24 protein-coding genes and 1 other RNA gene are annotated in these 25,241 nt (G+C 61.6%); 15 read left to right on the plus strand and 10 right to left on the minus strand.

Features of this window, described 5'->3' with window-relative positions; genetic code table 11:
- Positions 1-254: 254 nt before the first annotated feature.
- From zipA to AC19YS_RS03200, 8 genes are all read left to right on the plus strand, one after another.
- On the plus strand, positions 255-1,118 hold the full coding sequence (zipA, locus tag AC19YS_RS03165) for a cell division protein ZipA (RefSeq protein WP_034119293.1): 864 nt from the start codon (positions 255-257) through the stop codon (positions 1,116-1,118).
- 87 nt (positions 1,119-1,205) lie between these two features.
- A complete protein-coding gene (gene ligA, locus AC19YS_RS03170; RefSeq protein WP_500600893.1) occupies positions 1,206-3,572 on the plus strand; it encodes an NAD-dependent DNA ligase LigA in 2,367 nt (788 codons plus the stop codon).
- 136 nt (positions 3,573-3,708) lie between these two features.
- Positions 3,709-4,872 (plus strand): zinc-binding metallopeptidase family protein, encoded by a 1,164-nt coding sequence (locus tag AC19YS_RS03175; protein WP_500600895.1) that lies wholly within the window; start codon positions 3,709-3,711, stop codon positions 4,870-4,872.
- A 115-nt stretch (positions 4,873-4,987) separates the two neighbouring features.
- Positions 4,988-5,084: signal recognition particle sRNA small type (ffs, locus tag AC19YS_RS03180), an RNA gene on the plus strand.
- Positions 5,085-5,301: 217 nt separating this feature from the next.
- Complete coding sequence (locus tag AC19YS_RS03185) at positions 5,302-6,303, plus strand: N-acetylmuramidase family protein (RefSeq protein WP_500600896.1); 1,002 nt, start codon at positions 5,302-5,304, stop codon at positions 6,301-6,303.
- Between the two features lie 156 nt (positions 6,304-6,459).
- A complete protein-coding gene (locus AC19YS_RS03190) occupies positions 6,460-7,506 on the plus strand; it encodes an N-acetylmuramidase family protein (protein ID WP_119742130.1) in 1,047 nt (348 codons plus the stop codon).
- 1 nt (position 7,507) lies between these two features.
- A complete protein-coding gene (locus AC19YS_RS03195) occupies positions 7,508-8,098 on the plus strand; it encodes a hypothetical protein (protein WP_500600898.1) in 591 nt (196 codons plus the stop codon).
- 75 nt (positions 8,099-8,173) lie between these two features.
- Positions 8,174-8,395 (plus strand): hypothetical protein, encoded by a 222-nt coding sequence (locus AC19YS_RS03200; RefSeq protein WP_500600900.1) that lies wholly within the window; start codon positions 8,174-8,176, stop codon positions 8,393-8,395.
- A 117-nt stretch (positions 8,396-8,512) separates the two neighbouring features.
- On the opposite strand, the gene AC19YS_RS03205 is transcribed toward AC19YS_RS03200, so the two are convergent.
- Both AC19YS_RS03205 and AC19YS_RS03210 read right to left on the minus strand, forming a co-directional pair.
- Complete coding sequence (locus AC19YS_RS03205) at positions 8,513-9,415, minus strand: DUF2167 domain-containing protein (protein WP_200622745.1); 903 nt, start codon at positions 9,413-9,415, stop codon at positions 8,513-8,515.
- 59 nt (positions 9,416-9,474) lie between these two features.
- The gene (locus AC19YS_RS03210) at positions 9,475-10,338 is read right to left on the minus strand and encodes a LysR family transcriptional regulator (RefSeq protein ID WP_106576331.1); all 864 of its coding nucleotides are present in this window, start codon (positions 10,336-10,338) and stop codon (positions 9,475-9,477) included.
- A 101-nt stretch (positions 10,339-10,439) separates the two neighbouring features.
- On the opposite strand from AC19YS_RS03210, the gene AC19YS_RS03215 reads away from it, so the two are divergent.
- Positions 10,440-11,399: a DMT family transporter gene (locus tag AC19YS_RS03215; RefSeq protein ID WP_500600903.1), complete on the plus strand. Its 960-nt coding sequence runs from the start codon at positions 10,440-10,442 to the stop codon at positions 11,397-11,399.
- On the opposite strand, the gene AC19YS_RS03220 is transcribed toward AC19YS_RS03215, so the two are convergent.
- Positions 11,313-11,684, minus strand: a complete 372-nt coding sequence (locus AC19YS_RS03220) for a VOC family protein (protein WP_119742137.1) — start codon at positions 11,682-11,684, stop codon at positions 11,313-11,315. The two genes, AC19YS_RS03215 and AC19YS_RS03220, sit on opposite strands and share 87 nt — an antisense overlap.
- Before the next feature lie 54 nt (positions 11,685-11,738).
- Positions 11,739-12,506: a substrate-binding periplasmic protein gene (locus AC19YS_RS03225; protein WP_500600904.1), complete on the minus strand. Its 768-nt coding sequence runs from the start codon at positions 12,504-12,506 to the stop codon at positions 11,739-11,741.
- A 133-nt stretch (positions 12,507-12,639) separates the two neighbouring features.
- Here AC19YS_RS03225 and dnaX point away from each other — a divergent pair, with 133 nt between their 5' ends.
- The 5 genes from dnaX (at position 12,640) to AC19YS_RS03250 (ending at position 18,254) form a co-directional block, all read left to right on the plus strand.
- Positions 12,640-14,697: a DNA polymerase III subunit gamma/tau gene (gene dnaX, locus AC19YS_RS03230; protein WP_200622739.1), complete on the plus strand. Its 2,058-nt coding sequence runs from the start codon at positions 12,640-12,642 to the stop codon at positions 14,695-14,697.
- Between the two features lie 43 nt (positions 14,698-14,740).
- The gene (locus AC19YS_RS03235) at positions 14,741-15,079 is read left to right on the plus strand and encodes a YbaB/EbfC family nucleoid-associated protein (RefSeq protein WP_083357362.1); all 339 of its coding nucleotides are present in this window, start codon (positions 14,741-14,743) and stop codon (positions 15,077-15,079) included.
- A 133-nt stretch (positions 15,080-15,212) separates the two neighbouring features.
- Positions 15,213-16,247: an NADPH-dependent curcumin/dihydrocurcumin reductase gene (gene curA, locus AC19YS_RS03240; RefSeq protein ID WP_500600905.1), complete on the plus strand. Its 1,035-nt coding sequence runs from the start codon at positions 15,213-15,215 to the stop codon at positions 16,245-16,247.
- 66 nt (positions 16,248-16,313) lie between these two features.
- On the plus strand, positions 16,314-16,916 hold the full coding sequence (gene recR, locus AC19YS_RS03245) for a recombination mediator RecR (protein ID WP_106576337.1): 603 nt from the start codon (positions 16,314-16,316) through the stop codon (positions 16,914-16,916).
- A 189-nt stretch (positions 16,917-17,105) separates the two neighbouring features.
- Positions 17,106-18,254 (plus strand): acyl-CoA dehydrogenase family protein, encoded by a 1,149-nt coding sequence (locus AC19YS_RS03250; RefSeq protein ID WP_200622734.1) that lies wholly within the window; start codon positions 17,106-17,108, stop codon positions 18,252-18,254.
- Between the two features lie 108 nt (positions 18,255-18,362).
- On the opposite strand, the gene AC19YS_RS03255 is transcribed toward AC19YS_RS03250, so the two are convergent.
- Together AC19YS_RS03255 and fnr are read right to left on the minus strand one after the other, a co-directional pair.
- Positions 18,363-18,911, minus strand: a complete 549-nt coding sequence (locus tag AC19YS_RS03255; protein ID WP_106576339.1) for an adenine phosphoribosyltransferase — start codon at positions 18,909-18,911, stop codon at positions 18,363-18,365.
- Positions 18,912-18,992: 81 nt separating this feature from the next.
- A complete protein-coding gene (gene fnr, locus AC19YS_RS03260) occupies positions 18,993-19,727 on the minus strand; it encodes a fumarate/nitrate reduction transcriptional regulator Fnr (protein ID WP_106576340.1) in 735 nt (244 codons plus the stop codon).
- Between the two features lie 153 nt (positions 19,728-19,880).
- Here fnr and AC19YS_RS03265 point away from each other — a divergent pair, with 153 nt between their 5' ends.
- Entirely contained in the window at positions 19,881-20,351 is a 471-nt protein-coding gene (locus AC19YS_RS03265) for a hypothetical protein (protein WP_119742147.1), read from the plus strand.
- 7 nt (positions 20,352-20,358) lie between these two features.
- On the opposite strand, the gene hemN is transcribed toward AC19YS_RS03265, so the two are convergent.
- From hemN to AC19YS_RS03285, 4 genes are all read right to left on the minus strand, one after another.
- Positions 20,359-21,741 (minus strand): oxygen-independent coproporphyrinogen III oxidase, encoded by a 1,383-nt coding sequence (gene hemN / locus AC19YS_RS03270; protein WP_106576342.1) that lies wholly within the window; start codon positions 21,739-21,741, stop codon positions 20,359-20,361.
- A gap of 103 nt (positions 21,742-21,844) precedes the next feature.
- Positions 21,845-22,528 carry a sulfite exporter TauE/SafE family protein gene (locus tag AC19YS_RS03275; RefSeq protein WP_169367386.1) on the minus strand — a complete coding sequence of 228 codons (684 nt, stop codon included), beginning with the start codon at positions 22,526-22,528 and terminating at the stop codon, positions 21,845-21,847.
- On the minus strand, positions 22,521-22,733 hold the full coding sequence (gene ccoS / locus AC19YS_RS03280) for a cbb3-type cytochrome oxidase assembly protein CcoS (protein WP_017735332.1): 213 nt from the start codon (positions 22,731-22,733) through the stop codon (positions 22,521-22,523). The genes AC19YS_RS03275 and ccoS overlap by 8 nt, the downstream gene beginning before the upstream one ends.
- Before the next feature lie 22 nt (positions 22,734-22,755).
- Positions 22,756-25,206: a heavy metal translocating P-type ATPase gene (locus AC19YS_RS03285; protein ID WP_500600910.1), complete on the minus strand. Its 2,451-nt coding sequence runs from the start codon at positions 25,204-25,206 to the stop codon at positions 22,756-22,758.
- Positions 25,207-25,241 lie beyond the last annotated feature (35 nt).

A 25,241-nucleotide genomic window follows, 5' to 3' on the forward strand; every position in this document is an offset into this window, starting at 1 on the left:
TTAAAGCTTGCAGCTTGAGGCTCACAGTTGACGGCTGGCGCAAGAGTTCTTCCAGGTGGCCGAAACATGGCAAATCGACACATTTCGCGCCAACTGTGTAAAGTTATCGAAGGTCGTGCTAGTTTATTGTCAATTCCTCGTATGCGTGGGCAAAACGTCAGTCAGAACATAGAGTTGGCGCCACGTTTTAAAGCGGTTTGGATGTTGCTAAACCCCTTATTTTTCAGCATTTTTTATTAGAGGCACGGGATTACATGGAAATCGGTCTGCGCGAGTGGCTGATCGTCATCGGCATTATTGTCATTGCCGGTATTCTTTTTGATGGCTGGCGCCGCATGCGCGGTGGCAAGGGCAAGCTTAAGTTCCGTCTGGACCGCAACCTGTCCAACTTGCCTGACGATGATGGCAGCGCCGAACTGCTGGGGCCGCCTCGCGTGCTGGATACCCATAAAGAGCCGCAACTGGACGAACACGACTTGCCGTCGATGAGCGCGCCGGTGCGTGAAGCCCGTGAACCGTCTTCCAAGCGCGGCAAACGCGGCAGCGCCGCAGTTGCCGAGCCGCATCAGGGCGACCTGAACCTTGACGTCGATGATGGCCCGAGCTTCAGCAGCCGTGATGATGATTTCCCCGACGAGACCCCAACCAAAAGCGCGCCACGCCAGTCAGTCAATGACCAGCCGGCCGCTGAAGAAGTCTTGGTGATCAGCGTGATCTGCCGCGACGCAGCCGGTTTCAAAGGCCCGGCGCTGTTGCAGAACATCCTGGAAAGCGGCTTGCGTTTTGGCGAGATGGATATTTTCCACCGTCACGAAAGCATGGCCGGTAACGGCGAAGTGCTGTTCTCCATGGCCAACGCGGTCAAGCCGGGCACTTTCGATCTGGACGATATCGACCTGTTCAGCACCCCGGCGGTGAGCTTCTTCCTCGGCCTGCCAGGCCCGCGTCACCCCAAACAAGCGTTCGACGTAATGGTGGCCGCGGCCCGCAAGCTGTCTCAGGAACTCAACGGCGAGCTCAAGGACGACCAACGCAGCGTCCTGACCGCCCAGACCATCGAACACTACCGTCAGCGCATCGTCGAGTTCGAGCGTCGCGCCCTGACACAGAAACGCTGAGGATTGGTCTTCAGCGTTGTCAGTAGAATAAGCGCACTAACATATTGAGCAGCTTCGGCTGCTCTTTTGCTTTCTGAGAGAACACCCATGACCGCCGCCCATACCCGCATCCTCCAATTGCGCGCTGAACTGGATCAGCACAACTACCGTTACCACGTGCTCGACGAGCCGAGCATTCCGGACGCCGAGTACGACCGGCTGTTCCACGAGCTCAAAGCCCTGGAAGCCGAGCATCCGGATTTGGTAACGCGTGATTCACCGACGCAGCGGGTCGGCAGTGCGGCGTTGTCGGCGTTCACTCAGGTCAAGCACGAAATACCGATGCTCAGCCTCGGTAACGCTTTTGACGAAACCACCATGCTCGAGTTTGATCGCCGGGTCACCGAAGGCCTCGATCTGCCGGTGGGCGATCTGTTTGGCGGTGGCGCGGCGGTGGAATACAGCTGTGAGCCCAAACTGGATGGCCTGGCGGTCAGCCTGCTGTATCAGGAGGGCGAACTGGTGCGCGGCGCCACCCGTGGCGATGGCACCACTGGCGAAGACATCAGCGTCAACGTGCGCACTGTGCGCAATATCCCGCTGAAGCTGCACGGCAGCGGCTGGCCAGCGACCCTGGAAGTGCGCGGCGAGGTGTTCATGTCCAAGGCCGGTTTCGAGCGCCTGAATGCCTCGCAGCTGGAAGTCGGCGGCAAGACCTTCGCCAACCCGCGCAACGCGGCGGCTGGCAGCCTGCGCCAGCTGGACTCGAAGATTACCGCCAGCCGCCCGCTGGAGTTCTGCTGCTACGGCATTGGCCAGGTCACCGCAGACATCAGTGACACCCATATCGGCAACTTGAAGCAGTTGCAGAAGTGGGGCATGCCGATCAGCCACGAACTGAAGCTGGCCACGGGTATCCAGGAATGTCTGGACTACTACCGCGATATCGGCGAGCGGCGTAACAGCCTGGCTTATGAGATCGACGGCGTGGTGTTCAAGGTCAACAGCATTGCGGCCCAACGTGAACTGGGTTTTCGCGCGCGTGAACCGCGCTGGGCCATCGCGCATAAATTCCCGGCCATGGAAGAGCTGACTGAACTGCTCGACGTCGAATTTCAAGTCGGTCGTACCGGCGCCGTCACCCCCGTTGCACGCCTCAAACCGGTCAAGGTCGCGGGTGTGACCGTGTCCAACGCCACCTTGCACAACATGGATGAAGTCGCGCGCCTGGGCCTGATGATCGGCGATACGGTGATCATCCGCCGCGCCGGTGACGTGATCCCGCAAGTCGTCTCGGTGGTCACCGAACGCCGCCCGGAAAACGCCCGCGAGGTGCAGGTCCCCGAAAGCTGCCCGGTGTGTGGTTCCCACGTGGAGCGCACGCAACTGGTCAAGCGCAGCAAGGGCAAGGAAACCGTCAGCGAAGGCGCGGTGTACCGTTGCGTCGGGCGTCTGGCCTGTGGCGCGCAGCTCAAGCAGGCGATTATCCATTTCGTCTCGCGCCGTGCCATGGACATCGACGGCCTGGGCGACAAAACCATCGAGCAGCTGGTGGACGAAAAACTCATCGGTTCGCCGGCCGACCTCTACACACTCAAGTACGAGCAGATCATCGACCTGGAAGGCTTTGCCGATATTTCCAGCAAGAAGCTGATCACCGCCATCGAAAACAGCAAGACCCCGACCCTGGCGCGCTTTATCTACGCCTTGGGCATCCCGGATGTGGGCGAGGAGACTGCCAAGGTGCTGGCGCGCTCCCTGGCGTCTCTGGAGCGTGTGCAGAAGGCCTTGCCGGAAGTGTTGACGTACTTGCCGGACGTGGGCCTGGAAGTGGCGCACGAGATTCACAGCTTCTTTGAAGACAGCCATAACCAGGAGGTGATTGGCGCGCTGCTGTCGCCGGAGCAATGCGGCCTGCAATTGCAGGATCAGGGCGACCTGAGTGCCGAATTCGCCGCCAGCACTACCTTGGGCGGCTTGCTCGACAAACTGCACGTGCCCAGCGTTGGGCCGGGCGCTGCGCAGAAACTGGCGGATAAATTCGGCTCTCTGGAAGGCGTGATCAAGGCTGACTGGCTGGACATGCGTCAGGCACTGCCTGAAAAGCAGGCCAAGGCTGTGCGCGAGTTTTTTGATAACCAGGACAATGCCAACCATGCCCTGGCCATTGAGCAGCAGCTCAAGGACTTCGGCATGCACTGGCAGAGCGAGAAGAAGGTCGTCGAAGGCTTGCCCGAAGCAGGGCACACCTGGGTACTCACCGGCTCTCTGGAGCTGATGAGCCGCGATGTGGCCAAGGACAAACTCGAAAGTCTGGGCGCCAAGGTGGCCGGTTCGGTCTCGGCGAAAACCCACTGCGTGGTGGCCGGGCCGGGCGCCGGCTCGAAATTGGCCAAGGCCAGCGAGCTGGGCTTGAAGGTGCTGGACGAAGAAGCGTTCGTGGCATTCCTGGCCAAGCACAACATCACGGTCTGATGGCGCGTGTGGGGAGTGAGCCTTTTGTTGTGGCGAGCGGGCTTGCCCCGCGTCGGGCTGCGTAGCCGCCGCCTCGCCTGTGGAACGATCTCTCACGGGAAATGATCTAGTCTTGGTCACCCAGGGAGAGATCGCCATGTTCCGCTACTTTGAGCAACTCAGTTCACGCATCGCAGCACCCTTCACGGCGGGCGCATCTCGTAACAGCAAAGTCTGGCAGTGCCGCTGTGGTCAGTCCCTGTTCTTTCGCAACAGCCAGTGCCTGGCGTGCCAGGCGCTGCTCGGTTATCAGCCGCAGCAAAGCCGCCTATCGTCTTTACAGCCGGGCCCGGTTGTCGGGACCTGGCTGCAAGACGACAACCTTGACGCCGGCGCCTTCCGTCGCTGTGCCAACCTCGACACTCCCGCCGCCTGCAACTGGCTGATCCCGGCGCACAGTACGGCGCCGCTGTGCGTGGCGTGCAGTCTGAACCGCACCATTCCCGACCTGTCGATTGCGCAAAATCATGAGCGCTGGCGCAAAGTCGAAAACGCCAAGCGCCGCTTGGTCGCGCAATTGATCAGCCTCGGCCTGCAAGTGGTGCCCAAGAGCGTCGATGATGACAACGGCCTGGCCTTCGACTTTGTCGGCGTCGACCTGGAAGGCAATGCTCCAATGACGGGCCACGCCAACGGTCTGATTACCCTCGACATCAAGGAAGCCGACGACGCCCACCGTGAGAAAGTCCGCGTACAAATGCGCGAGCCTTACCGCACGCTGCTTGGGCACTTTCGCCATGAGGTCGGCCACTACTACTGGGACCGCCTGATCGCCGATACCCACTGGCTCGAACCTTTTCGCGCCTTGTTCGGCGACGAACGCGCCAGCTACGCCGATGCCCTCGACCATCATTACCAGAACGGCCCGCGCCCTGACTGGCAGCAAACCTGCGTCAGCGCCTACGCCACCATGCACCCCTGGGAAGACTGGGCCGAAACCTGGGCCCACTACCTGCACATGATGGACGCGGTCGACACCGCCCTGGGCTTTGGCATGAGTGCCCGTGAGATGGACCTGGATTACCAGCCGTTTCCCCTCAGCACCCTTTACGACCCTGAGCACCCGGGTGGTGCGGCGTTCCTGTCGTTCGTCAACGCCTGGATCGAACTGGCCGGCATGCTCAACGAACTGTCGCGCAGCATGGGCCAGCCGGATTTTTATCCCTTTGTGCTGCCGCCGGCAGTGATCGCCAAGCTGCACTTTATTCACCTGGTCATCCAGGAAGAGGGCGGCAAGGCAGATGAAGCCGTGATTCTGTAACGGCACAAGTGCTTGAGCCCCTTGATTTTTTAATCCTGAACCAACGGTTGTAACTTCCGATGAGATCGGTACAATGGCGCGGCTTGCCGAGAGGCGAGCGTCGTTATGGTGACCCCATCGGTCCCCCCGCAACGATTACCCGTGAACCTGGTCAGAGCCGGAAGGCAGCAGCCACAGCGGGAACATTGTGTGCCGGGGTGTGGCTGGTGGGGTTGCCTCCATAACGCTCTCCCGCAACGCCCTCTGTTTCAAATCAAAAAATGTCTCTTCAGTCATCTGCCCATCTGTAGTGTGCAGCGATGACGGCTTTTTGCTGGACAACCTTCGACCGTCTGCTAGCGTCAATCATGCGTTTTTTTCAAAAAATGACCGTGGTGCTGGAGTAGTAAAGAAGTGATGGCACTCCTTCAATCAGAAAGGATGATTGCCATGCACAGCCTCCAAGGTTTACCCAGTCGTATCAGCGGTTCCGTCGGCACCCCCGGCAAGGCCCGCAATGATTCTGATGATGTTCGATCCATTCAGAATCTATTCAACCTGATCACCCCCAAACCCACGTCGCCTTTGCTGGTGGATGGCAAGTGCGGCCCGCTGCTGGTCCAGCGCATCAAGGACTACCAATCCAGTCGTCTGAAGGTCGCCACCCCCGACGGCGTGATTGACCCGGCAGGCCGAACGTTCAGCACCCTGCTCGAAGACGCGCGCAAGGCAACTCCCGTGACCCCGGCCAACGACTCGGCCGGTGCCGCTGCCGCCCCAACCCCGCCACGCCCTCCGGCGCCTGCTCCGGCCCCAGCAGACACACTGCAGTTGGTTACAAAAGCCATCTGTGATGGACGTGTGACGCTGACCGACGCTGATTTTCAAAGCGCCGCGACAGCACTGGGCAGCGGTATTTCGGTGAACATCATCAAGGCCTTCGCCACTGTGGAATCGGGTGGGCGATCCGGCTTCGGCCCGGCCCAGATGCCGGTGATCGCGTATGAAGGCCACATCTTTCGCAAATACACCCAGCAGAAGTACGACAAGGCCTATCCCCTGCTGTCATACGCCTACCGGGAGAAAGCCGGCCCGCAATGGAAAGCCAACAACAAAACCCAGGCGGTGGCGTGGCAGACCCTGGCCGATGCGTTCAAGTTAAATCAGGAGGCGGCGTTGATGTCGGCGTCGTACGGCATGTTTCAGATCATGGGCTTCAACTTCGCCGCCTGCGGTTACAAGAGCGTCTTCGATTTTGTCAGCGCGATGAAACTCAACGCCGGCCAGCAACTGATGGCGTTTGTCGGCTTTTGCCGCAAGAACCCGACGTTGTTCAAGGCCATGAAGAACAAGGACTTCGCGGGCATGGCCGCCCAATACAATGGGGCGGATTATGGCGATTACGACAAGCGAATCCAGAAGGCCTTTGAGGCGCTGGAGAGGAAAAAGTAGCCGTGCATGACGGTTGTTTCACAACGTGCAAAGCGCCCACTGGACAACCCAAAACCATCTTGTTAGTTTCCGCCAGCCGCTTGTTTCAAGGTGTAACAAGAGCGCTGCATTGATATTGAAGTGCCAGCACTTCTTTAACTTACAAGGATGTCAGTGATGAAAAGCCTGCAAGGGTTGCCCCGTCTTATCAGTGCTTCGGTGGGCGCGCCGGGTAAAGCGCGCAACTTGCCTGCCGATGTTCAGTGCATCCAGTATTTATTCAATTTGATCATTCCCAAGATGGGTTTTCCGCTGGCCGAAAACGGTAAGTGCGACGGCCAGTTGGTGCAGTGCATCAGTCAGTATCAGTTTCGCCACCTTAAATACGCGCATCCCGATGGGGTGATCGACCCCACCGGCCGTACGTTCAACAGCCTGATCGAAGAGGCGGTGAAAGTGCCGGTGAAGGCGTTTCCGACAATGCGCATTCCAAGCTTTCTCAACGCGTTCGGCAATAACAACGCCGATGCGGTGCAGGCCACCGTCAATGTGTACCTGGACCGCATGCGTGCGATGGTCGAGGCCGAGCGCCGCAACCGGCAATTGATGCTCCAGCCCACGTGCGACGGCGGCATGACACTCACCGAAACCGACTTCCAGAACGCCGCCACGCAGTTGGGCAGCGGTATTTCGGTGAATATCATCAAGGCGTTCGCCACTGTGGAGTCCGGCGGGCGTTCCGGTTTCGGGCCGGCCAAGTTGCCGGTGATCGCTTTTGAAGGGCACCTGTTTCGCAAGTACACCAAGCACATCTATGACCAGGCACACCCACTGCTGTCGTATATCTACGTGAGGAAGGCCGGGCCACAGTGGCAAGTCAACAACAAGGACCAGGCCAAGGCCTGGGAAACCATGGCCACCGCCTTTGCGTTGGATCAGGAAGCGGCCTTGATGTCGGCGTCCTGGGGCATGTTCCAGATCATGGGGTTCAACTATGCCTCCTGTGGTTACAAGACCGTGTTTGAATTCGCCGCGGCATTAAAGATCAATGCCGGCAACCAATTAAAGGCGTTCCTCGGTTTTTGCAGCAAAAGCCCGGCGTTGATCAAAGCCATGAAAGACAAAGACTACGTGGCCATGGCGCGCAACTATAACGGCGAGGATTACGGCGACTATGACCGCCGTATCAAGAAGGCCTACGAAGCACTGGAAGGGAAGAAATAAGATGATGCGTTTTCTGGCAGTGGGTGTTTTGTCGTTGTGCGCTATCGCGCCTGCATGTGCAGACGAAACAGCCTTGCACTCAGGCAAGTACGAAGGGCTGATGCTGGCGGTCACCCCTGAGCATCAAGTCGAAGGTTTCTACTCGGAAGAGTTGGGTGAGGGCGTAACCCGCACCTGTACGTTTTACCTGCAAGGCGCGCCCGACGCGCTGACGACCTGGGTCGATGACGCCTACCCTGGCAGCGTGACGGCCTCGTCCGACGGCGTGACGCTGACCGTGGAACAAGGCCGCCAGCACCCCGGTTGTCTCAGCGTGCTGATGCCGGAAATCGCCACCGGGCTGGACCTGACCCAAACCGCCCGCAAACAGTGGATCGGCCTGGTGATGGTCACTGCCGACAAGGCTTACCTGCTCAAAACCCCTGGCGACAACGCGGGCAAGCATCCGTATATCGTCAAGGACGATGTGGTCGGCGTACTGGCTTACAAGGATGGCTGGGCCCAGGTTGAATTCACCAATGCCAAGGACCGCTCGTTCACCGGCTGGATCCGCCAGGATCAATACAGCCGCCTGACTGCGCCTAAAAGCTGAACCGCGACCCTCTACCAGCGAAAGTCCTACCTGCCGGTCAGGACCCTGCGCGTCGATGAGGTGATGTGCGCAAAAGTGACGCAGGGCCGCGGCAAACCTGAAACCTTCTACGTGTTTACCCACGATGATGCCTTCATGCTTGCCCCGATCACGCCGCGTGGCGCACTCAACGTCCCGATGAAAGGCAAGGTATTCGATTCCCTGTTGAGCCATCAGCAGAAGGTGTTCACCGGTATCCAGGGCGCTGCGTTATGTAACGGTGCCGGGCTACAAACCAGGGATGGCGGCTGTGGATGAGTTTGCGATCGTCAACCCTTGCTCGGGCGCGCAGCAGCCAGAGCCTGCTGCGCAGCACTGAGCCAACCCCTGCGCCGCAACGTGTCATGCACGTTGCGGCATTTTTACGCCCGGGGTTCAGGCCTTGTTGCGGTTGAACAGCTTGCGGATCACGGCGAACAGCGCCACAACGCCGACCACCAGGAACTTCTTCGCCGCCAGCAGAAAGATGCCGATCTTGGCAAACAACCCGGCCTTGGCCGCTATCCCGCCGGCCACCAGGGCCGCCAGGCCGTAAGTGGCCAGCTTGTCGGTCTTGGGGTTGAAGTCGGTGTACAGGTTGCCGTCGGTAAAGTTGGTAAAGGCCAACACCTTGGGCATTTCCTGCTTGATGGTGGGCAGGTCGGCCATGGCGGCGACGGCGTTGAGTTCCAGTACGCCTTCACGGCCCAGCACGCGGATGCTGTAGTTGAGGGTGGTCTGCTGGGCGTCGTCGGCTTTCAGCTCGCGGGCCCAGTACATTTTGTGAGTGGTATCGTCGTAGCGCGGCGGTTCGGCCCAGCCCAGCAGGTGCAGGCCGGCGTAGCCTTGTTTCTGGCGTTGCTGGTTGTCTTCCTCATCTTCTTCCTGCATCTGCTTGAGGAGTTCGGCGTAGTCGATTTTCGCCGCATCCTCGTCGGAAACGTGCCCATCAGCCTTGTAGCTGACGATCACGCCCCAGCCGCGTTCCGACAAGGGGCTGACTGCTTTTGGCACGATCATGCCCAGGGTCTTGAAGCCGGGTGGGTTGCCCCAGCCATCGGTCAACAGGCGCTCGGTATCGGCGGGGTCGAGATAGTAGAACTCGTCGTTGAGCTTGAGCGTGGCAATGCCACTGGGCAGCGTGACCGTGCCGGTCTTCTGCTTGAGTGAGGCGAGGAAGTGTTCAGCCGTTTCAGCCGGCGCGCTGGCTTCGGCGGGCGTGGGCGCAGGGGCAGCAAAGGCAGGTAGGGCAGACAGGCTCAGCGCAGCCGCCGCCATCAGCACGCGGAAGTAATTCATGGTAGTCCCTTACATTTTGAATTAATTTCGCGGAAGAATACTGAAATTCGCTGCTCGGGTCAGCCAAAAGTCTCCCGCAGCAGCCCGGCAAACGCGTCCCGCGCCAAGTGCCGCTGGGTGTCCTTGTGCCAGAACAGCAGGTTGTCCACGGCCTGCAGCTCTTCAAACCGGTAGGAGGCCAACTGATTGGCCTGCTCATAACGGGCCAGGATGCCTTCCGGCGCCAATGCCACGCCAATTCCCGCACTGACACAGCCGATGATCGTGCCCCAGCTGGCATAGCTGGCGATGCTCGGTTTGAAAGCATGCGGTTTGACCCAGTTCTCCAGCGCCGCCCGATACGGGCAACCCGCTGGCCATACCAGCAGCGTACGACCGGCCAGGTCTTCGGCGCTGGTGATCGGGGCGCTGGACGCGCTGGCGATCAGCACCAGGCGTTCGCTGTAGACCACGCTGTGTTCAAGCTTGGCGCGTTTGCCACCGCAGGCCACCAGCGCCACGTCGAGGCGATGGTGTTGCAGGTCGTCCAGCAACTGCGCCCAGGCGCCGGTGACCAGTTCGAGCGAGACGTCCGGGTAGCGCCGATGGTATTCCGCCAGCAAGGGCGGCAGGCGGCCGCTGGCGCTGGATTCCACTGCGCCGATGCGCAAGGTGCCGCGGGGGATGGCGTCGGCATCCACCGCACGTTTGGATTCGTCTACCAGCGCCAGAATGCGTTCGCAGTAGTCCAGGAAGATTTCCCCGGCGGCACTGATCGCCAGCCCGCGCCCGGCACGGATAAACAAGGGCGTGCCCAACTCGCTTTCCAACTGCTTGATCCGCGTAGTGATGTTGGACGGCACGCAATGCAATTGCAGGGCGGCCTGGGCCACGCTGCCGGTTTGCGCCACGGCTCGCACCATTTTCAGTTGGGCCAGTTCCATTGCTCAGTTCCAGTGATTTCAGAAGTCAGAAACGCTTAATTGTCCTGCGCCTTGCCTGGGCCAAGACTGACGGCATCCCACTCAGTTGCCGGACGTCGCCGATGAATACCCCGTCACCCGCAAAGCTTACGCTAGTCATCGCCGGCGTCATCCTCTGTTGGGCCTATTCGCCGATTGGCGTGCACATGGGGTTGCGCAGTTACAGCCCCGGCCAGTTGGCGTTGCTGCGCTTTCTGATTGCGTCGGTGTTCATGGGCGGTGTGGCATGGGCGGTGGGCATTGGCCGGCCGCGTTTGCGCGACCTGCCGTGGTTGCTGGTGCTGGGGTTCTTCGGCGTGTTTTTGCACCACACCAGCCTCAATTATGGGCAGCAATGGGTGACGGCGGCGGCGTCGAGCGTGCTGGCGCAGTCGGCGCCACTGTTCAGCGTGCTGATCGCGAGTTTGTGTTTGAAAGAACGCGTCAGTGCCTGGCGCTGGGGTTGTGTGTTGCTGGGCCTGCTTGGCGTGCTGGTGGTGATCTGGGGCGATCATGGCGTGGGCGATATTGACCCGCGCGGTTTGCTGATTGTGCTGGCGGCGGTGTCATGGAGTGTGTATTTCGCCATCCAGAAGCACTATGCCCATCGCTACAGCCCGCTGACCATGGCGTGTTACATGGTGTGGGCGGGCACCCTGATGCTGTGCGTGAACCTGCCAGGCCTGGCTGATGCCGTGCAGCAGGCTCCGGCGCCGGAAAACCTCGCGGTGCTGATACTTGGCATTTTCCCCAGCGCCCTGGCGTACCTTGCCTGGGCCTATGTGTTGAAACACGTCGAGGTCAGCCGAGCGTCGGTGGCGATGTACCTGATCCCGCCGGTCGCCATGACGATGGCCGCGACGCTGCTGGGCGAGCACATTGCCGTGCAGGTGATGCTGGGTGGTGTGATGGTACTGGCCAGCGTGGCGGCCATCAGCCTGGAGGGCCGCTGGCGGTCAGTCGCTCAGGCAGAACGCGCGCAGCCGGTGGCCGTCGAGGTCCTGGGCGACAAAGGTGTAGCCGAAATCCAAAGGGGTCGGTGACTGAATGATGGTTGCGCCACGCGCCACCCACTGAGCGTGCAGGGCCTCTACGGCAGCCTGGTCTGGCAGGCAAAAGCCCACTTCGCCGCCGCCGCCGGTCATCCGGGCCGCTGGCTCCACCGTGTGGCGCGACCACAGCCCCAGCTTTACGCCGTTGTCGAGCATGAACAGGGCAAAGGTGGGGTTCAGTTCAAGCGGCGGGCTATCCAGCAGGCGGCTATAAAAGTTGGCACTGGTGGCCGGGCTGTCGACGTAGAGCAGGAAGTAATGGGCGACGGTGGGCATGCAGGCTCCTTGGAAATGGGCGGTCAAGTGCGCCCAGTCTAAGGGGATGCCCTGTCAGTTCTTGTCAGGAGTGAGCGGTGCTCGCGCACCTTCGCCGGTGTACAGGCTGATGATGTCGTCGATTTCCCCCGACATCTTCATCCGCAGCAGCGTACGCAAGATCCGCTGTACCGGCACGTTCGGGTCGTTGCGCACGATGCAACCCAGGCTTTGCTCGTCGATGATTGCGACCTTTTGCAGCCGCTCGTTCGGCGCCAGGTTCAAATTGAAGCGCTCGAGTATCCATTCGTTAATGACGGCGTATTCAAAACGCCCGGCGACCAGCTTTTGCAGCACCAAGGCTTCGCTGCGCGAGTCGTCACGGGTGAGCTGGCCTGTGGCAAACAGTGGGTCGAGGACAGCGTAGCGGTAGTTGAGCACCGTGCCGATCGGCTGAGGCGTCAGCGTGCCCACGTCTGCAGGCTGCGGCGCCGTGTGGCGGCCTACCAGCACATTGCGTTGCACCATCAGCGGCACGCTCCAGGTGTAGTCGCCGGACAGGCTGTCGACCCAGGTCTGGGCGACATAACAGCGCACATCGATGTCGCCATGGGCCATGGCGTTGGCGATGCGTGCCCGCGCCAGCACGTGAAACTCGGCCGGGCGCCCGACCTGGGTGGCCAGGCTTACCATCAAGTCATACAAAATACCCTGGGTGGGCTGGCTGTCCTCCACTTGGGCCATGGGCATCGCCCAGCTGTCGGAAACCGAGAAACGCAACGGCGCAGGTGCCGCGAGGCTGGCCAGGGAAATCATCCATAAGGCGCCCAGGACTACGCGCATACACTCTCCGGGTTCAGGCCTTTGCGGGGCCATTGAGCAGAGCTTAGTCAGATTAGACGAGCGTGCCGGATGCAATTTCCCCCTTGCTCCGCTAGCATTACCGGCTTCCGCTTCCCAGTTGCGACGGTTTTCGATGAGTTATCAGGTTCTTGCACGTAAATGGCGTCCGCGCTCGTTCCGCGAAATGGTCGGCCAGACCCATGTGCTCAAGGCTCTGATCAATGCCTTGGACAGCCAACGGCTGCACCACGCCTACCTGTTCACCGGCACGCGCGGGGTGGGCAAGACCACCATTGCGCGCATTATCGCCAAATGCCTGAACTGTGAAACCGGTATCACTTCGACGCCTTGCGGCACGTGTTCGGTGTGCCGCGAGATCGATGAAGGGCGTTTTGTCGACCTGATCGAGATCGACGCCGCCAGCCGCACCAAGGTCGAAGACACCCGCGAGTTGCTCGATAACGTGCAGTACGCGCCGAGCCGTGGCCGCTTCAAGGTCTACCTGATCGACGAAGTGCACATGCTTTCCAGCCATTCCTTCAACGCGCTGTTGAAAACCCTGGAAGAGCCGCCGCCTTACGTCAAATTCATCCTGGCCACCACCGACCCGCAGAAACTTCCTGCAACGATCCTGTCGCGGTGCCTGCAGTTTTCCCTGAAAAACATGACCCCCGAGCGTGTGGTCGAGCATTTGACCCACGTGCTGGGTGTCGAGAAAGTACCGTTCGAAGACGACGCGCTGTGGCTGCTTGGCCGCGCGGCCGATGGTTCGATGCGCGATGCCATGAGCCTCACCGACCAGGCCATCGCCTTTGGAGAAGGCAAGGTGATGGCCGCCGACGTGCGCGCCATGCTCGGTACCCTCGACCATGGCCAGGTGTTCGACGTGCTGCACGCGCTGATCGAGGGCGACGCCAAGGCGTTGCTTGAAGCGGTGCGCCACTTGTCGGAACAAGGTCCGGACTGGAACGGCGTGCTGTCGGAAATCCTTAATGTCTTGCACCGCGTTGCGATCGCCCAGGCGCTGCCTGAAGGTGTCGACAACGGCCATGGCGACCGCGACCGCGTATTGGCGCTGGCCCAGGCATTGCCGGCCGAAGATGTGCAGTTCTACTACCAGATGGGCCTGATCGGGCGCCGCGACCTGCCGCTGGCGCCGGACCCGCGCGGTGGCTTTGAAATGGTCCTGCTGCGGATGCTGGCGTTCCGACCGGCGGATTCGGCCGACGCGCCGAGACAGCCGCTAAAGCCAGTGGGGATCAGCCAGGCCACAGTTGATTCCGCCAAACCAGTGGCTGGCGCGGCAGTGGTCGCGCCAGTAGTTGCTGCGCCTGCGCCCGTGGCTCCCGCGCCTGAGCCCGTAGTGGCTGCGCCCGAGCCGGTGATGGCTGAGCCGGCCATCGCGCCGGTGACCGAGCCCGTGGTCGACCTGCCGTGGAATGACCCGGTAGACGCCGAACCCGACGTCGAATTGCAACCTGCCGTGGAGCCCGTGCTGGAAACCAGCGGTGAGCAGCCCGAACTGACGCCGATGCCGACGCCGACCCCCGACAGCGCGGTGCCGGACGCACCCGAGTGGGTGTCTGCCCCGGTTCCAGAGCCGACCGTCGCCCAGGTTGAGGCCGCGACACCCGGCATCGACCTCGATGACGAACCGCCGCTGGACGAAGATTACATCGAGCCGGACATGGATTCGGCCTACAGCTACCTCGATGACCTGGCCAGCGAACACACCGCTGAGCCTGCACCCGAGCCCGAGGCGGAACCCGCTGCGGCCCCGGCCACCGGCCTGGCGCTGCAATGGCTGGAGTTGTTTCCGAAGTTGCCGATCTCCGGCATGACCGGCAGCATCGCCGCCAACTGCACCTTGATTGCCATCGATGGCGATCACTGGCTGTTGCACCTGGACCCGGCGCACAGCGCGCTGTTCAACGCGACCCAGCAACGCCGGCTCAACGATGCATTGAACCAGTACCATGAGCGCACGCTGACCATCACCATCGAGTTGATCAAGCCCGAGCAGGAAACCCCGGCCCAGGCCGCGACACGCCGACGCATCAACCGTCAGCGTGATGCCGAGCACTCGATCCAGGCTGATCCGCTCATCCAGCAAATGATGCAACAGTTCGGTGCGGTCGTGCGTCACGATACTATTGAACCTGTCGAAGCCCCGGTGCCCCAAGCGTCATGACACCGGGCTATTAATTGATCCACGTACTTTTGAGGTGATTCCCATGATGAAAGGTGGCATGGCCGGCCTGATGAAGCAGGCACAGCAGATGCAAGAAAAGATGGCCAAGATGCAGGAAGAACTGGCCAACGCCGAAGTCACCGGTAAAGCCGGTGGCGATATGGTTAGCGTGGTGATGACCGGTCGTCACGACATCAAGCGCGTGAGCATCGACCCAAGCGTATTGCCAGGCACCAGCGAAGATGATCTGGAAATGCTTGAAGCGCTGTTTGCAGCGGCCGTCAACGACGCCGTGCGCAAGATCGAAGCCAACAGCCAGGACAAAATGTCCGGCGTGACCGCTGGCATGCAGCTGCCACCGGGCATGAAGATGCCGTTCTGATGGTCTAGCCTTGGCTAGCATCAAATGCCAGGCCCAGTGCCTGGCATTTTTGTTTGTGCCGATCCAATCGAACCCTGGCGTGGCAAGCATGGTCTGCACCCTATACCGACGCATTCGATAAAGGACCCCCCTCATGCCTCAAGAACCCATTCTTAACCAGCGCATCGTTCTGGTCTCGCGCCCGCAAGGTGCGCCAACCCCGGAAAACTTTCGCCTGGAGCGCGAGAACCTGCCGGAGCTGGCAGACGGCCAGGTGCTCTTGAAAACGCTGTACCTGTCGCTCGACCCGTACATGCGCGGCCGCATGAGCGACGCACCGTCCTACGCCGCGCCGGTGGAAATCGACGAGGTAATGACCGGTGGCGCTGTCAGCCGTATCGAGCAGTCGCGTAATCCGAAATTTGAAGTGGGCGACCTGGTCGTCGGTTCCACGGGCTGGCAGAGCCACAGCATCTGCGACGGGAGCAACCTGATGCCGGTGCCCAATGGCCTGGCCAGCCCGTCGATGGCACTGGGTGTGCTGGGGATGCCGGGCATGACGGCGTACATGGGGTTGATGGATATCGGTCAGCCCCAGGCCGGCGAAACCCTGGTCGTCGCGGCGGCATCCGGCGCAGTCGGCTCAGTGGTGGGCCAGGTGGCCAAGCTCAAGGGCTTGCGCGTGGTGGGCATCGCCGGTGGCGCGGACAAGTGTCGCTACGTAGTGGACGAGTTGGGTTTTGACGCCTGCATCGATCACAAGAGCGCCAACTTTGCCCATGAGCTGGCGCTGGCGTGCTTCAACGGCGTGGACATCTATTATGAAAACGTCGGTGGCAAGGTCTTCGACGCGGTGTTGCCGCTGCTCAATCCCAAGGCGCGCATTCCCTTGTGCGGCCTGATTGCCGGCTACAACGCCCATGAAGCCCCAAGCGGCCCCGACCGCCTGCCCGCGTTGCAACGCACTTTGCTGACCAAACGCGTGCGCATCCAGGGTTTTATCGTGTTCGACGACTATGGCGATCGCCAGCCCGAATTCCTCAGCGCCATGGCACCGTGGGTGCGGGACGGCAAGATCAAGTTCCGCGAAGATGTGGTGGAGGGCCTGGAGCAGGCGCCCGAAGCCTTTATCGGTTTGCTTGAGGGACGCAACTTCGGCAAGTTGGTGGTACGCGTCGCGCAGGATTGACCATTTGACGCTAATCCGGGGCGCGGGTATAAACCGCGTCTCGTTGTTTTGTCGGACCATTCGCTCATGAGCTTCAGCCCCCTGATTCGCCAACTGATCGACGCCCTGCGCACCTTGCCGGGTGTCGGTCAGAAAACCGCCCAGCGTATGGCGCTGCAACTGCTGGAGCGTGATCGCAGCGGTGGCACCCGGTTGGCCCAGGCCTTGAGCCAGGCCATGACCGGTGTGGGCCATTGTCGCCAGTGCCGCACCCTCACCGAAGAAGACCTGTGCCCGCAATGCGCCGACCTGCGTCGCGACGACACGCTGCTGTGCGTGGTGGAAGGGCCGATGGATGTGTACGCGGTGGAACAGACCGGTTATCGCGGTCGCTACTTCGTGCTCAAGGGCCATTTGTCGCCGCTCGATGGCCTGGGGCCGGAAGCCATCGGCATTCCGCAGTTGGTGGCGCGCATTGAAGAGCAGGGTACGTTCACCGAGGTGATCCTGGCGACCAACCCGACGGTGGAAGGCGAAGCCACCGCGCATTACATCGCCCAGCTGCTGACCAATAAAGGCTTGATCACCTCGCGCATCGCCCATGGCGTGCCGTTGGGCGGTGAGCTGGAATTGGTGGACGGCGGGACGCTGGCGCATTCGTTTGCAGGCCGCAAGCCGATCGCCCTCTAAGCCAAACCGGCGTTCAAAATGTGGGAGCTGGCTTGCCTGCGATGGCGGTGGATCAGAGACATTGATGTCGCCTGATACTCCACCATCGCAGGCAAGCCAGCTCCCACAGTGGTTTTGTGGTGTAAGTGGGATCTTGAAAACCAAGCAAGCGCTTGGTAAGTTCGCTCCACCCCACCGTGGAGCTTGCCGATGCCTGCCTATCTGGACTACTTCGACCCCAGCCACCAATTGGTCCGCGACAGCGTGCGCCGTTTTGTCGAGCGCGAGATGTTGCCGGGCATTGAGCAATGGGAGGAAGCACAGAGCTTTCCTCGTGAGCTGTACCTCAAGGCCGGCGCGGCAGGAATCCTGGGCATCGGTTACCCCGAAAGCCTGGGCGGCAGTCACGAAGGTGACCTGTTCGCCAAGGTCGCCGCCAGCGAAGAGCTGATGCGCTGCGGCTCCGGCGGCGTGGTGGCCGGCCTGGGTTCGCTGGATATCGGCCTGCCACCGGTCGTCAAATGGGCGCGGCCCGAAGTCCGCGAGCGTGTTGCGCCTCAGGTGCTTGCCGGCGAGAAGATTAGCGCGCTGGCGGTCACCGAGCCGGGTGGCGGCTCCGATGTCGCCAGCCTGCAAACGCGCGCCATCCGCGATGGCGAGCATTACCGCGTGAGCGGCAGCAAAACCTTTATCACCAGTGGCGTGCGTGCCGACTTTTACACGGTCGCGGTGCGCACCGGTGGGCCCGGCTTTGGCGGCATCAGCTTATTGCTTATCGAGAAAGACACGCCCGGTTTCACGGTCGGCCAGCCTCTGAAGAAAATGGGTTGGTGGGCGTCAGACACGGCTGAGTTGTTCTTCGACGATTGCCGTGTGCCGGTGGGCAACCTGATTGGCGTCGAGAACATGGGGTTTGCCTGCATCATGGGCAACTTTCAAAGTGAGCGCCTGGCCCTGGCGCTGATGGCCAATATGACCGCGCAGCTTGCATTGGAGGAGAGCCTCAAATGGGCCACCCAGCGCGAAGCGTTCGGCAAACCCATCGGCAAATTCCAGGTGCTCAAGCACCGGCTGGCGGAAATGGCCACGGCGGTGGAGGTTTCGCGGGAATTCACCTACCGCCAGGCGGCGAAGATGGCGGCCGGCAAAAGTGTGATCAAGGAGATTTCCATGGCCAAGAACCTGGCCACCGACACCGCCGACCGCGTGACTTATGACGCGGTGCAGATCCTGGGCGGCCAGGGTTACATGCGTGGCAATTTGGTGGAGCGGCTGTACCGCGACAATCGCATTCTGTCGATTGGCGGGGGGACGCGCGAGGTGATGAATGAAATCATCAGCAAGCAAATGGGGCTTTGATTGGTGGTGGTCTTTCGCACGCCATCGCAGGCAAGCCAGCTCCCACATTGGAACGCGGTCACTTGTGGGAGCCGGGCTTGCCCGCGATGAGGCCCTAACAGACGCCTCTTAACGCTCCGTCAGCCCAAACTGCGTCAGGCAAAATGTCGGAATGCCCATGTCTTGCAGGCGTTGCGAGCCGCCCAGTTCCGGCAGGTCGATAATCGCCGCCGCTTCGAAAATCCTCGCGCCCATGCGCCGCACCAGGTTGGCCGCCGCGATCAGGGTGCCGCCGGTGGCGATCAGGTCATCGAACATCAGCACCGAGTCGCCTTCGCACAGGCTGTCTGCGTGCACTTCAAGAAAAGCTTCGCCGTACTCGGTTTGATAACCCTCGGCCAGCACGTCAGCCGGCAGCTTGCCCTGTTTGCGGAACAGAATCAGCGGTTTGTTCAGTTGGTAGGCGATGATCGAACCGATCAGAAAGCCCCGCGCATCCATCGCACCGATGTGGGTGAAATCGGCCTCGACATAACGCTGGGCAAAGCTGTCGGCAACCAGGCGCAGGGCACGGGGCGATTGGAACAGCGGGGTGATGTCACGAAAGATAACCCCAGGCTTGGGGAAGTCGATGACAGGGCGGATCAGGGATTTGATGTCGAACGAATCGAAGGTCATCGTCGAAGAGTCCTGGGAGCGGAAAACGGACTCGAAGTATACCTGCGGCCTCGCCGATTGGCGCGGCCGCAAGCGGCTGGATCAACCTTCCAGGGAGCCGCCGGCCAGCGCGCACAGCTGGATCGGGTCGAGGATATGCACTTCCTTGCCTTCAGCGGCAATCAGCTCGTTTTGCTGGAAGCGCGTGAACACGCGGGACACGGTTTCCACCGCCAGGCCCAGGTAGTTGCCGATTTCATTGCGAGACATGCTCAGGCGGAACTGATTGGCCGAGAACCCACGGGCACGGAAACGCGCCGACAGGTTGACCAGGAACGTGGCGATCCGCTCGTCGGCGGTTTTCTTCGACAGCAACAGCATCATCTGCTGGTCGTCGCGAATCTCGCGGCTCATCACACGCATCAATTGGCGACGCAGCTGCGGCAATTGCAGGGCCAGTTCATCCAGGCGTTCGAAGGGGATTTCGCACACCGATGTGGTCTCCAGCGCCTGGGCCGACACCGGGTGAATCTCGGTGTCCATGCCGGACAACCCGACCAGTTCGCTGGGCAGGTGGAAGCCGGTGATCTGCTCTTCGCCGCTGTCGCTGAGGCTGAACGTCTTCAGCGCGCCTGAACGTACTGCATAAACGGAATCGAATTTGTCGCCTTGGCGAAACAGAAACTCGCCCTTTTTCAGCGGGCGGCCGCGTTTAACGATTTCGTCCAGCGCTTCCATGTCTTCCAGATTCAACGAAAGTGGCAGGCAGAGGGGGGCCAGGCTGCAATCCTTGCAGTGAGCCTGGCTGTGAGCGCGCAGTTTGACTGGCTCGGACATTTCTTAAATCCTTGTGGGAAAACACACATAAGACGTAAGGGTAACGCACCGAGGGTGGATCAGGCCAGCGTGTACAAAAAAGCGGCACGTGGATAAAGGTTTTTGTATCGATGCCGATACACAGGTGAATCCCTATGAGCTGGAGCTCAGGTCATGTCGGTAATCCCTTTCAATAACCCTGTCATTACTACGAAAGCCCCTCAGGTGCTGACGGCCGCTGATGCGCTTGCGGGCAAAAAGGTCGATGACAAACCTGCGCCGCCACCCACGCCCGGTGAAGGTGTGGTGGTCACGATATCCGGGGCAGGGATGAAGGCTTCTCAAGCCGGTAGCAACCCCAATAAGGACATCGACGACAGCAACCTGAAAGACAACATCAAACAGCTGCTGAAAATGATCCGCGAACTCAGGAAGCAGCTTGCCGAGAAGATGGCTCAGCTTTCAGCAGCCATGAATGATACGGCCCTGAGCCCGGAGGCACGCCAGGCGAAAGTCGCCGGTTTGCAGGGGGATATTGCTTCAATTCAGTCCGGGTTGATGACCGCTCAAGGGCAGCTGGCCAAGTCGCTGAAAGATGAATCGCCTGAGGCTCAAATGGAAGCAATGACGCTGCTGTCGAAATAATTCAGGCCTAGATGACCCGCGAGAATCGTTGCCTGTTCTGGTGCTCCAGATAGGCATCGAACACCATGCACACCGAGCGCACCAGCAAGCGCCCGGCGGGCAATACGCGAATGCCCTGAGCATCAAGCTCGATCAGGCCATCGGCGGCCATCGTCTGCAGCTGCGGCCATAGCTCGTCGAAATAGCCGCGAAAATCGATGTTGAAAGCCTGTTCGATCTGCTCGAATTTCAGGCTGAAGGTGCAGATCAACTGCTGAATCACCTCGCGCCGCAACCGATCATCCGTGGTGCACACCAAGCCACGGCTGGTAGCCAGTTGCGCACCGGCCAGGGCGTTCTGGTAGTGATTGAGGTCACTGCTGTTCTGGCAGTACAGGTCGCCGATCTGGCTGATCGCCGATACGCCCAGCCCGATCAGGTCGCAATGCCCATGGGTGGTGTAGCCCTGAAAGTTACGCTGCAACGTCCCTTCTTCCTGGGCGACGGCCAGTTCGTCATCCGGCAGGGCGAAGTGGTCCATGCCGATGTAGCGATAGCCCGCGCGGGTCAACTGTTCGATGGTGGTTTGCAGCATCAGCAGTTTTTCCGCCGGGGAGGGCAGCTCGTCAGTGTTGATCCTCCGTTGCGGCATGAAACGCTCCGGCAAATGCGCGTAGTTGAACACCGACAGGCGATCCGGTTGCAGGCTGATCACTTCCTCCACGGTACGCGCGAAGTTGATCGGCGTTTGCTTGGGCAGCCCGTAGATCAGGTCGATATTGATCGAGCGAAATTGCAGGGTGCGCGCCGCATCGATCACAGCGCGGGTTTCTTCCAGGCTCTGCAGGCGGTTGACCGCACGCTGCACCTCGGGGTCGAGGTCTTGCAGGCCGATGCTCACACGGTTGAAACCCAGTTCACGCAGCAGGCCCATGGTTGCCCAGTCGGCTTCACGCGGGTCGATTTCAATGCCGTAGTCGCCAGAATCATCGTCGAGCACATTGAAGTGCTGGCGCAGGCGTGCCATGACCTGGCGCAGTTCGTCGTGGCTCAGAAACGTCGGTGTGCCGCCGCCGAAGTGCAACTGCTCGACCGGCTGCTTCGGGTCGAGGTGGCAGGCCACCAGCTGGATTTCCTGCTCCAGGCGTTGCAGGTAAGCCTGGGCGCGGCCACGGTCCTTGGTGATGACCTTGTTGCAGGCGCAGTAGTAGCAAATGTTCGCGCAGAACGGCACATGCACATACAGCGACAAGGGGCGCACGGCCTTGCGGCTGTCGCGCAGGGCGTGGAGCAGGTCGAAAGTGCCGACCTGGCTGTCGAATTGTACGGCGGTGGGGTAGGACGTGTAGCGCGGCCCCGCCAAGTCGTAACGGTGAATCAGATCTGTGTCCCAACGAATGGCGTCGAGCATGCGGGCGGTCCCCCGGATTGGCTAGTGGGCCGAGTCTAGGGGCGCGCCGGGCAGGGCATGTTGATTTGCATCAACGGGGAGCGGCGCTATGCCACATGGCGATTTAATGGCCCATTAGCCAGTGCTGATGCGGACCGGGCAAGGTCCACAGGCCGAATAGAATCACCAGCAGGCCTCCAGCGACACGCACACTGCGTTTGCGCAGCACGGCGGTGACGCGTTCAGCGGCCAGCCCGGTCGCCAGCAACACCGGCCAGGTGCCGAGCCCGAACGCCAGCATCAGCAACGCGCTGTCCGCCGCATTGCCCTGGCTCGCCGCCCACAGCAGCGTGCTGTAGACCAAGCCGCACGGCAGCCAGCCCCACAGCGCGCCCAACAGCAACGCGCGCGGCAGGCTGGACACCGGCAGCAAACGGTTGGCGACGGGCTGTAGGTAGCGCCACAGGCCGCGACCGAGGCTTTCGATGCGCGTAAGGCCGCTCCACCAACCGGCCAGGTACAGGCCCATGCTGATCAGCAACAAGCCTGCCAGCACACGCATGAACATCGCCGCCGGGCTGTTGGCCACCGCCCAGCCGGCCAGGCCTATCAATAAGCCGGCGGCGGCATAGCTGAGGATGCGCCCCAGGTTGTACGCCAGCAGCAGGCGAAAGCGCCGGCTGCGTTGCGCTTTGGGGATCGCCAGCGTCAGTGCGCCCATCAACCCGCCGCACATGCCCAGGCAATGGCCGCCGCCGAGCAGGCCAAGGATGAGCGCGGAGACCAGCAGCGGCGCCAGTTCAAGCATGGGGCGGGTCTTTGGGCGGTTGCTCGGGCCCGTTGGCTTCGTCGACAGCCGCCAGGTGGTTTGGGTCCTGGTCATCGAACAGCACGCTGTGGGCCGGGCCGTCGAGGTCGTCGTACTGGCCGCTGTCCACCGCCCAGAAGAAGATGTAGATAGCGACGCCGACTAACAGCAGCGCCGCTGGAATCATCACGTATAGAGCTGGCATCTGCACTCCATGCCCACGCGGCTCAAGCCGGCAGCGGGCGGGTTACTAAGGGGGCGCTGGCAGTCGGCGCGCTCGGCAGGCGAGTCAGGCGCAAGGCGTTGAGCACCACAGTCAACGAGCTGAGGGACATGCCGATCGCCGCCCAGATCGGCGTGATCCAGCCGAGCGCGGCAAACGGCAGCATAAGGCCATTGTACAGCCCGGCCCACAGCAGGTTTTCGAGGATTACCCGACGGGTGCGCCGCGCGAGGGTAAAGGCCTGCACCAACGCGTCGAGTCGATTGGACAACAGCACGGCATCGGCGCTGGTTTTTGCCAGGTCCGTGGCCGAGCCCATTGCCACACTGATATCGGCCGCAGCGAGCACCGGCACATCGTTGACACCATCGCCGAGCATCAGCACCTTGCGGCCTTCCTTGTGCAGCTGTTGCAGTATCTGCAGTTTGTCGTCGGGGCGCAGGCCGCCATGGGCTTCGTCGATGCCCAGGTCACAGGCAACGCTGGTCACCATCGGCGAGCTGTCACCTGACAGCAGCAACGTGCGCCAGCCGCGCGCTTTGCATGCCGCCAACAGGGCTGGCGCGTCGCTGCGCAGACGGTCATCCAGCACGAACCAGGCGAGCGCGCCGTCACGATCGCCCAGCAGCAGCCACTGGCCCGCGTCGCCCGGCGAGGCGGGAGTCGGGCAGCCGCTCAATTCGCAGACAAACCCCGGTTGGCCGATACGCAGTTGGCGCTCACCCACACGGCCTTCCAGGCCCAGGCCGGGGAAACTCAGGACTTCTTCGGCGGCCAGCGGCGCACGGCCAAAAGCCCGTGCAATCGGGTGTTCGGAGCGGTTTTCCAGGGCTGCGGCGAGGCTCAGGCAATCATCGCTGCTCAGCGCGCTCAAAGGGTGGGTCGCACGCAACGCCAGGCGGCCTTCGGTCAGGGTGCCGGTCTTGTCGAAAATCACCGTGTCGATCTGGTTCAAGCCTTCCAGCACATGCCCGCGGGTCAGTAACAGCCCGAGTTTATGCAGCGTACCCGTGGCGGCGGTAAGGGCGGTTGGCGTGGCCAAAGAGAGCGCGCACGGGCAGGTCGCTACCAGCATCGCCAACACAATCCAGAACGCCCGCGAGGGATCCAATTGCCACCACAGCAGGCCGATCAACGCCGCGGCGATCAGCGAGCACAGCAGAAACCATTGCGCGGCACGGTCGGCGATTTGTGCCAGGCGCGGTTTCTCGGCCTGGGCGCGCTCCAGCAGGCGCACGATGGCGGACAGGCGCGTGTCATGGCCCAGGGCGCGGACCTCAACGCTCAGCGCTCCTTCGACGTTGAGTGTGCCGGCAGTCACCACATCGCCCACGTGGCGTGGCTGCGGCAGGTATTCGCCGGTGAGCAGGGCTTCATCGATGCTTGACTGGCCGTCGAGGATGACGCCGTCTGCCGGCAGCACCGCGCCGGGGTGTACCAGCACGCGGTCACCCACGGCCAATTCGCTGAGCAGAATGCGTTCGCTCTGGCCGTCAGCTTTCAGGCGCAGGCACGAGGCGGGCAACAGGTTGACCAGTTGAGCGGTGGCGGCGGCCGTACGTTCCCGCGCTCGGCGCTCCAGGTAGCGGCCGGCCAGCAGGAACAGCGCGAACATGCCCACCGCGTCGAAATACAGCTCGCCGGCGCCGGTGATGGCGGTCCAAATGCCAGCCAGATACGCGCCGCCTATCGCCAGGGACACCGACACGTCCATCGTCAGGTGGCGCGTGCGCAGGTCGCGCAGCGCACCTTTGAAGAAGGGCGCGCAGCTGTAGAACACGATGGGCGTGGTCAGAAACATCGCCACCCAGCGCAGGATCACGTGCAGCTCCGGGCTCAGGTCGATATTGAATTCGGGCCAAGTGGCCATGGTCGCCATCATCGCCTGGAACCACAGCAACCCCGCGACCCCCAATTGGCGCAAGGCCAGACGGTTTTCGCCGGCCAACTGCTCGGCGGCGCGGTCAGCCTGATAAGGGTGGGCGGCGTAGCCGATATGGCGCAGCTCGCTGAGCAACTGGCTCAGCGGCAATTGCGCGTCGGCCCAGCGCACGTGCAGGCGGTGGTTGGACAGGTTCAGCCGAGCCTCGGCCACCGCGGGCAGGCTGCGCAGGTGTTTTTCGATCAGCCAGCCACAGGCCGCGCAGCTGATGCCTTCCATCAACAAGGTGGTTTCGGCGAGGTCACCGTCATGGCGCACAAAGGGTTTTTGCACGTCGGCGCGGTCGTACAGGGCCAACTCGTCCACCAGTTGCACCGGCAGCGCTTCGGGGTTGGCCGAGGCTTCGCTGCGGTGCTGGTAATAGCTTTCCAGCCCGCCGGCCACAATGGCTTCGGCCACCGCCTGGCAGCCCGGGCAGCACAGTTCGCGGCGCTCGCCGAGGATCACGGCGGTGAACCGGCTGCCGGACGGGACGGGCAGGGCGCAGTGGTAGCAGGGGGTTGGGGTGCTCATGGGTTTAGATCTTAGTCCGCTGAGAGGGCCTCATC

This window comes from Pseudomonas sp. MF08831, assembly GCF_059862645.1.

Excerpts from the sequence above, each read along its gene's own strand:
- ccoS (WP_017735332.1), bottom strand. The coding sequence starts at position 22,733 with ATGCCAGCTCTATACGTGATGATTCCAGCGGCGCTGCTGTTAGTCGGC.
- AC19YS_RS03255 (WP_106576339.1), bottom strand. The coding sequence starts at position 18,911 with ATGACCTTCGATTCGTTCGACATCAAATCCCTGATCCGCCCTGTCATC.
- AC19YS_RS03220 (WP_119742137.1), bottom strand. The coding sequence starts at position 11,684 with ATGCCCACCGTCGCCCATTACTTCCTGCTCTACGTCGACAGCCCGGCC.
- AC19YS_RS03175 (WP_500600895.1), top strand. The coding sequence starts at position 3,709 with ATGTTCCGCTACTTTGAGCAACTCAGTTCACGCATCGCAGCACCCTTC.
- fnr (WP_106576340.1), bottom strand. The coding sequence starts at position 19,727 with ATGTCCGAGCCAGTCAAACTGCGCGCTCACAGCCAGGCTCACTGCAAG.
- hemN (WP_106576342.1), bottom strand. The coding sequence starts at position 21,741 with ATGCTCGACGCCATTCGTTGGGACACAGATCTGATTCACCGTTACGAC.
- recR (WP_106576337.1), top strand. The coding sequence starts at position 16,314 with ATGAGCTTCAGCCCCCTGATTCGCCAACTGATCGACGCCCTGCGCACC.
- curA (WP_500600905.1), top strand. The coding sequence starts at position 15,213 with ATGCCTCAAGAACCCATTCTTAACCAGCGCATCGTTCTGGTCTCGCGC.
- AC19YS_RS03225 (WP_500600904.1), bottom strand. The coding sequence starts at position 12,506 with ATGCGCGTAGTCCTGGGCGCCTTATGGATGATTTCCCTGGCCAGCCTC.
- AC19YS_RS03205 (WP_200622745.1), bottom strand. The coding sequence starts at position 9,415 with ATGAATTACTTCCGCGTGCTGATGGCGGCGGCTGCGCTGAGCCTGTCT.
- AC19YS_RS03265 (WP_119742147.1), top strand. The coding sequence starts at position 19,881 with ATGTCGGTAATCCCTTTCAATAACCCTGTCATTACTACGAAAGCCCCT.
- zipA (WP_034119293.1), top strand. The coding sequence starts at position 255 with ATGGAAATCGGTCTGCGCGAGTGGCTGATCGTCATCGGCATTATTGTC.
- AC19YS_RS03250 (WP_200622734.1), top strand. The coding sequence starts at position 17,106 with ATGCCTGCCTATCTGGACTACTTCGACCCCAGCCACCAATTGGTCCGC.
- dnaX (WP_200622739.1), top strand. The coding sequence starts at position 12,640 with ATGAGTTATCAGGTTCTTGCACGTAAATGGCGTCCGCGCTCGTTCCGC.
- AC19YS_RS03285 (WP_500600910.1), bottom strand. The coding sequence starts at position 25,206 with ATGAGCACCCCAACCCCCTGCTACCACTGCGCCCTGCCCGTCCCGTCC.
- AC19YS_RS03235 (WP_083357362.1), top strand. The coding sequence starts at position 14,741 with ATGATGAAAGGTGGCATGGCCGGCCTGATGAAGCAGGCACAGCAGATG.
- AC19YS_RS03190 (WP_119742130.1), top strand. The coding sequence starts at position 6,460 with ATGAAAAGCCTGCAAGGGTTGCCCCGTCTTATCAGTGCTTCGGTGGGC.
- AC19YS_RS03185 (WP_500600896.1), top strand. The coding sequence starts at position 5,302 with ATGCACAGCCTCCAAGGTTTACCCAGTCGTATCAGCGGTTCCGTCGGC.
- AC19YS_RS03215 (WP_500600903.1), top strand. The coding sequence starts at position 10,440 with ATGAATACCCCGTCACCCGCAAAGCTTACGCTAGTCATCGCCGGCGTC.
- ligA (WP_500600893.1), top strand. The coding sequence starts at position 1,206 with ATGACCGCCGCCCATACCCGCATCCTCCAATTGCGCGCTGAACTGGAT.
- AC19YS_RS03275 (WP_169367386.1), bottom strand. The coding sequence starts at position 22,528 with ATGCTTGAACTGGCGCCGCTGCTGGTCTCCGCGCTCATCCTTGGCCTG.
- AC19YS_RS03210 (WP_106576331.1), bottom strand. The coding sequence starts at position 10,338 with ATGGAACTGGCCCAACTGAAAATGGTGCGAGCCGTGGCGCAAACCGGC.
- AC19YS_RS03195 (WP_500600898.1), top strand. The coding sequence starts at position 7,508 with ATGATGCGTTTTCTGGCAGTGGGTGTTTTGTCGTTGTGCGCTATCGCG.